This window comes from Pseudomonas sp. SDT291_1_S447 (assembly GCF_054070155.1).
This window is the reverse complement of the sequence record NZ_JBSVXS010000198.1, coordinates 1-6,201: the sequence shown is the minus strand read 5'-3', so window position 1 is coordinate 6,201 and position 6,201 is coordinate 1. Positions and strand designations below refer to the sequence as shown.

The following is a 6,201-nucleotide window of genomic DNA, read 5'->3' as shown; positions in this document are numbered from 1 at the left end:
TGGACTGATGCCTGACACAAATCCCATTAACAACCCGAAACCTGTGGGAGCGAGCTTGCTCGCGAAGGCGATATCCGCCACCCCACAGGGCCCGAAGCTGTCAGATGTTCTGCCGATCCCCCTTCGGATCAAAGAACACCGAAGAAACGATTTCCGCCTCGATCACGCTGCCATCGGCCAGCGGTGCAAACACCCGCTCACCGAGGCGCTTCAAACCGCCCTTGACCACACCCATGGCAAACGAATAACCGAGGGAGTTGTGCGCGTAGCTGGAAGTCACGTGGCCAACCATGGTCATCGGAATCGTCTGCTTGGTGTTGAACACCAGTTGTGCGCCCTCCGGCAGCCAGACGTTCGGATCGATCGGCTTCAGACCGACCAGTTGCTTACGCTGATCTTTCACGCAGTCTTCACGGTTCATGCCACGCTGACCGATCCACGAGAACGGTTTGGTGCGACCGACGCACCAGCCCATGTTCAGGTCGTCCGGGGTCATCGAGCCGTCAGTGTCCTGACCAACGATGATGAAACCCTTCTCGGCACGCAGGACGTGCATGGTTTCGGTGCCGTACGGGGTCAGGTTGTACTGCTTGCCGGCCTCGACGATTTTCTCCAGCACGCCCATTGCGTAGTCGGCCTGCACGTTGACTTCGTACGACAGCTCACCGGTGAACGAGATGCGGAACACCCGCGCCGGCACATCGCCGACCAGACCTTCTTTCCAGGTCATAAACGGGAAGGCTTCGTTGCTCAGATCAATGTCAGTCACGGCGCTGAGCAGCTTGCGGCTGTTCGGCCCGGACAGAGTCATGGTCGCCCAGTGGTCGGTGACGGAAGTGAAGTAGACCTTCATGTCCGGCCATTCGGTCTGGTGGTACAGTTCCAGCCATTGCAGCACGCGAGCCGCGCCGCCGGTGGTGGTGGTCATGACGAAATGGTTGTCCGCCAGGCACGCCGTCACACCGTCGTCGAAGACCATGCCGTCTTCTTTGCACATCAAACCGTAGCGAGCCTTGCCCACGTCGAGTTTGGTCCAGGCGTTGGTGTACACGCGGTTGAGGAACTCGCGGGCATCCGGGCCTTGAATGTCGATCTTGCCGAGGGTCGAGGCATCGAGCAGGCCGACGCTGTCGCGCACGGCTTTGCATTCGCGCTTCACAGCGGTATGCAGGTCTTCACCGTTTTTCGGGAAGTACCATGGACGTTTCCACTGACCGACGTCTTCAAACTCGGCGCCATTCTTCACATGCCAGGCATGCAGCGCGGTGTGACGCACCGGTTCGAAGATGTGCCCACAGTGACGACCGGCGACCGCGCCGAAAGTTACCGGTGTGTAGTTCGGGCGGAACATCGTGGTGCCCATCTGCGGGATGGTCACGTTCAGCGAGCGCGCGGCGATGGCCAGACCGTTGACGTTGCCGAGCTTGCCCTGATCGGTGCCGAAGCCCAGCGCGGTATAGCGTTTGACGTGCTCGACCGACTCGAAACCTTCGCGGGTTGCCAGTTCAATCGCTGCAGCGGTCACGTCGTTTTGCAGGTCGACGAATTGCTTCGGCGCCCGTGCGGTGTTCTTTTCATGCGGCACCTGGAACAGCGCCAGCGTCGGTTCTTCGTGACGGCTGAGGGCTTTCGGCAGCACGCCTTCGACGGTCTGGAAACCGGCTTCAGCGGCAGCACGCACGCCACCTTCAAAACCGTCAGCCAACGAATCGCCGAGACCGTAAACGCCGTTGATGCCACCGACGCACACGCGTTTCTGCGGTGCTTCGCCCGGTACGAAACCGAGGATGTCTTCGCGCCAGGTCGGCTTGCCACCAAGGTGCGAAGCCAAGTGAACGACCGGGCTGTAACCGCCGGAACTAGCAACCACATCGCAGTCGAGCCACTCGCCAGGACTGGTCACGGCGTGCGCTTTAACATCAATCGCCGCCACGCGGGCAGCAGTCACGCGCTTGCTGCCACGGGCTTCGATCACGGCGCTGCCGGTGAGGATGCGGATACCTTTGGCACGCGCTTCTTCTACCAGCGCACCACGCGGATTGCTGCGCGCATCGGCGATGGCCACCACTTGCAGACTGGCATCGAGCCAATCCAGTGCCACGCGATAGGCATGATCGTTATTGGTCGACAGAACGAGCTTCTTGCCCGGCGCTACGCCGTAGCGACGCACGTAAGTCGACACCGCACCGGCGAGCATGTTGCCCGGCACATCGTTGTTGCCGTAAACCAGCGGACGTTCGCAAGCACCGGTCGCCAGCACCACACGCTTGGCGCGGACACGGTGAATGCGCTGGCGCACCTGACCGATTGGCGCACGGTCACCGAGGTGATCGGTGAGGCGTTCGTGAATGGTCAGGAAGTTGTGGTCGTGGTAACCGTTGACCGTGGCGCGCGGCAACAGCAGCACGTCCGGGGTGTTCTTCAGTTCCGTGATGACGCTGGCGACCCAGTCCATCGCCGGTTTGCCGTCGAGGCTTTCGCGTGAGTCGAGCAGGCTGCCGCCGAACTCTTCCTGCTCATCGGCCAGAATCACTCGGGCACCGCTGCGCGCAGCGGCCAAGGCAGCGGCGAGACCGGCAGGGCCAGCGCCGACGATAAGCACGTCGCAATGCTGGTTCATGTAGTCGTAGGTGTCCGGATCGACTTCGGTCGGCGAACGGCCCAGACCGGCTGCCTTGCGAATGTACTTCTCGTAAGTCATCCAGAACGATTGCGGGTACATGAAGGTTTTGTAGTAGAAACCCGGCGGCATCAGCTTGCCGCCGACCTTGCCGAGGATGCCCATCATGTCGTTGTTGACGCTCGGCCAGCCGTTGGTGCTGGTCGCGACCAAACCTTGATACAGCGCCTGTTGCGTGGCGCGCACGTTGGGAATCTGCGTGGCTTCAGTAGCGCCGATCTGCAGCACCGCGTTCGGCTCTTCGGCACCGGCAGCAAAGATGCCGCGAGGACGCGAATACTTGAAGCTGCGGCCGATGATGTCGACGCCGTTGGCGATCAGCGCAGCGGCCAGCGAGTCACCCTCGAAGCCTTTGTAGGTCTGACCGTTGAAGGTGAAGCTCAGCACTTTGTTGCGGTCGATCCGTCCACCGTTGGACAGGCGATTGGTCTGGCTCATACCTTCTCTCCCAGCGCCGTCGTGGCTGTTTTTGCAGCATCAGCCTTGTCGGTGAATTGCGGCTTGGTGCCGATCTTGTAGGTTTCGAGAATCTCGTAGGTCACGGTGTCGCGAGTGACGTTGAAGTACTGGCGGCAACCGGCGACGTGATCCCACAGTTCGTGGTGCAGACCGCGCGGGTTGTCGCGGAAGAACATATAGTCGCCCCACTCCTCGTCGGTGCAGGCGCCAGGGTCGAGCGGGCGCGGGATGTGCGCCTGACCGGATGCGTGGAATTCCTCTTCGGAGCGCAGTTCGCCGCAGTGAGGACAGAAGATATGCAACATGGGGATTTCTCCTGTTAGTGGGCAACCGCAGCAGCGCCGTGTTCATCGATCAACGCACCGTTGTGGAAACGGTCGATGGAGAAAGGTGCGGCCAATGGGTGCATTTCGCCCTTGGCCAGACTCGCGGCAAACACGTTGCCCGAGCCAGGAGTGGCTTTGAAACCGCCGGTGCCCCAACCGCAGTTGAAGAACATGTTCGGCACCGGGGTTTTCGAAATGATCGGGCAAGCGTCCGGGGTGGTGTCGACGATGCCGCCCCACTGACGGTTCATGCGTACGCGCGACAGCACCGGGAACATCTCGACGATGGCCTGAATGGTGTGCTCGATCACCGGGTACGAACCGCGCTGGCCGTAGCCGTTGTAACCGTCGATACCGGCGCCGATCACCAGGTCGCCCTTGTCGGACTGGCTGATGTAACCGTGCACGGCGTTGGACATGATCACGCTGTCGATAATCGGTTTGATCGGCTCGGACACCAGCGCTTGCAGCGGGTGGGATTCGATCGGCAGACGGAAACCGGCGAGCTTGGCCATGTGCCCGGAGTTACCGGCGGTGACCACGCCGACGCGTTTGGCGCCGATGAAACCCTTGTTGGTTTCAACGCCGATGCACACGCCGTTTTCCTTGCGGAAACCGATCACTTCGGTCTGCTGGATCAAGTCCACGCCCAAGGCGTCGGCGGCACGGGCAAAGCCCCAGGCCACGGCATCGTGACGGGCGACGCCGCCGCGACGCTGAACGGTGGCACCCAACACTGGGTAGCGGGTGTTTTTCGAGCAGTCGAGGTACGGAATCTCGTCAGCGACTTGCTTGGCGTTGAGCAGTTCGCCATCGACGCCATTGAGGCGGTTGGCGCTGACCCGACGCTCGGAATCACGAATGTCCTGCAGGGTGTGGCACAGGTTGTAGACGCCACGCTGGGAGAACATCACGTTGTAGTTCAGATCCTGCGACAGGCCTTCCCACAATTTCATCGCATGTTCGTAGAGGTGCGCCGACTCGTCCCACAGGTAGTTGGAGCGCACGATGGTGGTGTTGCGCGCGGTGTTACCGCCGCCCAGCCAGCCCTTCTCGACCACGGCGACGTTGGTGATGCCGTGCTCTTTGGCAAGATAGTAGGCAGTCGCCAGACCGTGCCCGCCGCCGCCGACGATGACCACGTCGTAGACCTTCTTCGGCGTTGGCGTGCGCCACATGCGCTGCCAGTTTTCGTGGTGGCTGAGGGAGTGTTTGAAGAGGCCGAAGCCCGAATAGCGTTGCATAGTCATTTACTCCAGAACGCTCAGCGGTAAACCGGGAAGTCAGCGCACAGGGCCGACACTTGCTGGGCGACATTGGCCTCGACATCGGCATCGCCGAGGTTGTCGAGGATGTCGCAGATCCAGCCAGCCAACACTTCGCACTGGGTCACTTTGAAACCGCGAGTGGTGACAGCCGGGGTGCCGATGCGCAGGCCCGAGGTCACGAACGGCGATTGCGGGTCGTTCGGCACGGCGTTCTTGTTGACGGTGATGTGTGCACGGCCAAGGGCGGCGTCGGCGTCTTTGCCGGTCAGGCCCTGACGGATCAGGCTGACCAGGAACAAATGGTTGTCGGTACCGCCGGACACTACATCGTAGCCACGTTTGATAAACACGCTGGCCATCGCCTGAGCGTTGTCGATCACTTGTTGCTGATACGCCTTGAAGCCAGGCTCCAGCGCTTCCTTGAAGCACACGGCTTTACCGGCGATGACGTGCATCAGCGGGCCGCCCTGAGCGCCGGGGAACACGGCAGCGTTAAGCTTTTTCTCGATCTCTTCGTTGGACTTGGCCAGGATCAGCCCGCCACGTGGGCCACGCAGGGTTTTGTGCGTGGTGGTGGTAACGACGTCGGCGTACGGCAGCGGATTCGGGTACAGACCGGCGGCAACCAGACCGGCGACGTGGGCCATGTCGACGAACAGCAGCGCGCCGACCTTGTCAGCGATTTGACGGAAGCGTGGGAAGTCCAGAGTCTTCGAATAAGCGGAGAAACCGGCGACGATCATTTTCGGCTTGGATTCGACGGCGAGACGCTCGACTTCGTCGTAATCGATCAGCCCGGTGTCGGTGTTGATGCCGTACTGCACCGCGTTGTAGAGCTTGCCCGAGGACGACACTTTGGCGCCGTGGGTCAGGTGACCGCCGTGGGCCAGGCTCATGCCGAGGATGGTGTCGCCCGGCTGGATCAGCGCCAGGTACACGGCGCTGTTGGCGGACGAGCCGGAGTGCGGCTGGACGTTGGCGTAATCAGCGCCGAACAGTTGCTTGGCGCGTTCGATGGCCAGCGCTTCGACTTTATCCACATGCTCGCAGCCGCCGTAGTAGCGCTTGCCCGGATAGCCTTCGGCGTATTTGTTGGTCAGACCGCTGCCTTGCGCTTGCATCACGCGTTTGCTGGTGTAGTTCTCCGACGCGATCAGCTCGATGTGATCTTCCTGACGTTGCTCCTCGGCATTCATCGCCGCCAGTAGTGCATCGTCGTAACCCTGGATCTGGTCTTGCTTGCTGAACATCGCGTCTCTCCCAGCGGCATCTGTGCGCCATTCGTCTCGGTAAGGCACTGGCAATGAAGGCAGTGCCCTTTGATGCCGATGGTATGACCGGCGCAGACAGCTCAAATGCCTGCGCGCGCCACGCAAAGGTGCGTTTACGACATGGCTGGAAATGGCTTGTTGAATCTGCACAGATCCCCTGTAGGAGTGAGCCTGCTCGCGATGGCGGTGGGTCAGCA

4 protein-coding genes are annotated in these 6,201 nt (G+C 61.3%); all 4 read right to left on the bottom strand.

All coding sequences use genetic code 11. The features are described from left to right. Window positions 1–100 precede the first annotated feature (100 nt). From ACW9IR_RS28355 to ACW9IR_RS28340, 4 genes are read right to left on the bottom strand one after another with little or no spacing between them, the layout of a single operon-like run. Entirely contained in the window at window positions 101–3,118 is a 3,018-nt protein-coding gene (locus tag ACW9IR_RS28355; RefSeq protein ID WP_457465924.1) for a sarcosine oxidase subunit alpha, read from the bottom strand. Next, window positions 3,115–3,444: a sarcosine oxidase subunit delta gene (locus tag ACW9IR_RS28350; RefSeq protein WP_457465923.1), complete on the bottom strand. Its 330-nt coding sequence runs from the start codon at window positions 3,442–3,444 to the stop codon at window positions 3,115–3,117. Before ACW9IR_RS28350 ends, ACW9IR_RS28355 begins: the two co-directional genes overlap by 4 nt. A 14-nt stretch (window positions 3,445–3,458) precedes the next feature. Next, complete coding sequence (locus ACW9IR_RS28345; protein ID WP_034155011.1) at window positions 3,459–4,709, bottom strand: sarcosine oxidase subunit beta; 1,251 nt, start codon at window positions 4,707–4,709, stop codon at window positions 3,459–3,461. Between the two features lie 20 nt (window positions 4,710–4,729). Then, window positions 4,730–5,983 carry a serine hydroxymethyltransferase gene (locus ACW9IR_RS28340; protein ID WP_007913117.1) on the bottom strand — a complete coding sequence of 418 codons (1,254 nt, stop codon included), beginning with the start codon at window positions 5,981–5,983 and terminating at the stop codon, window positions 4,730–4,732. Window positions 5,984–6,201: the final 218 nt, after the last annotated feature.

Excerpts from the sequence above, each read along its gene's own strand:
- ACW9IR_RS28340 (WP_007913117.1), bottom strand. The coding sequence starts at position 5,983 with ATGTTCAGCAAGCAAGACCAGATCCAGGGTTACGACGATGCACTACTG.
- ACW9IR_RS28345 (WP_034155011.1), bottom strand. The coding sequence starts at position 4,709 with ATGCAACGCTATTCGGGCTTCGGCCTCTTCAAACACTCCCTCAGCCAC.
- ACW9IR_RS28355 (WP_457465924.1), bottom strand. The coding sequence starts at position 3,118 with ATGAGCCAGACCAATCGCCTGTCCAACGGTGGACGGATCGACCGCAAC.
- ACW9IR_RS28350 (WP_457465923.1), bottom strand. The coding sequence starts at position 3,444 with ATGTTGCATATCTTCTGTCCTCACTGCGGCGAACTGCGCTCCGAAGAG.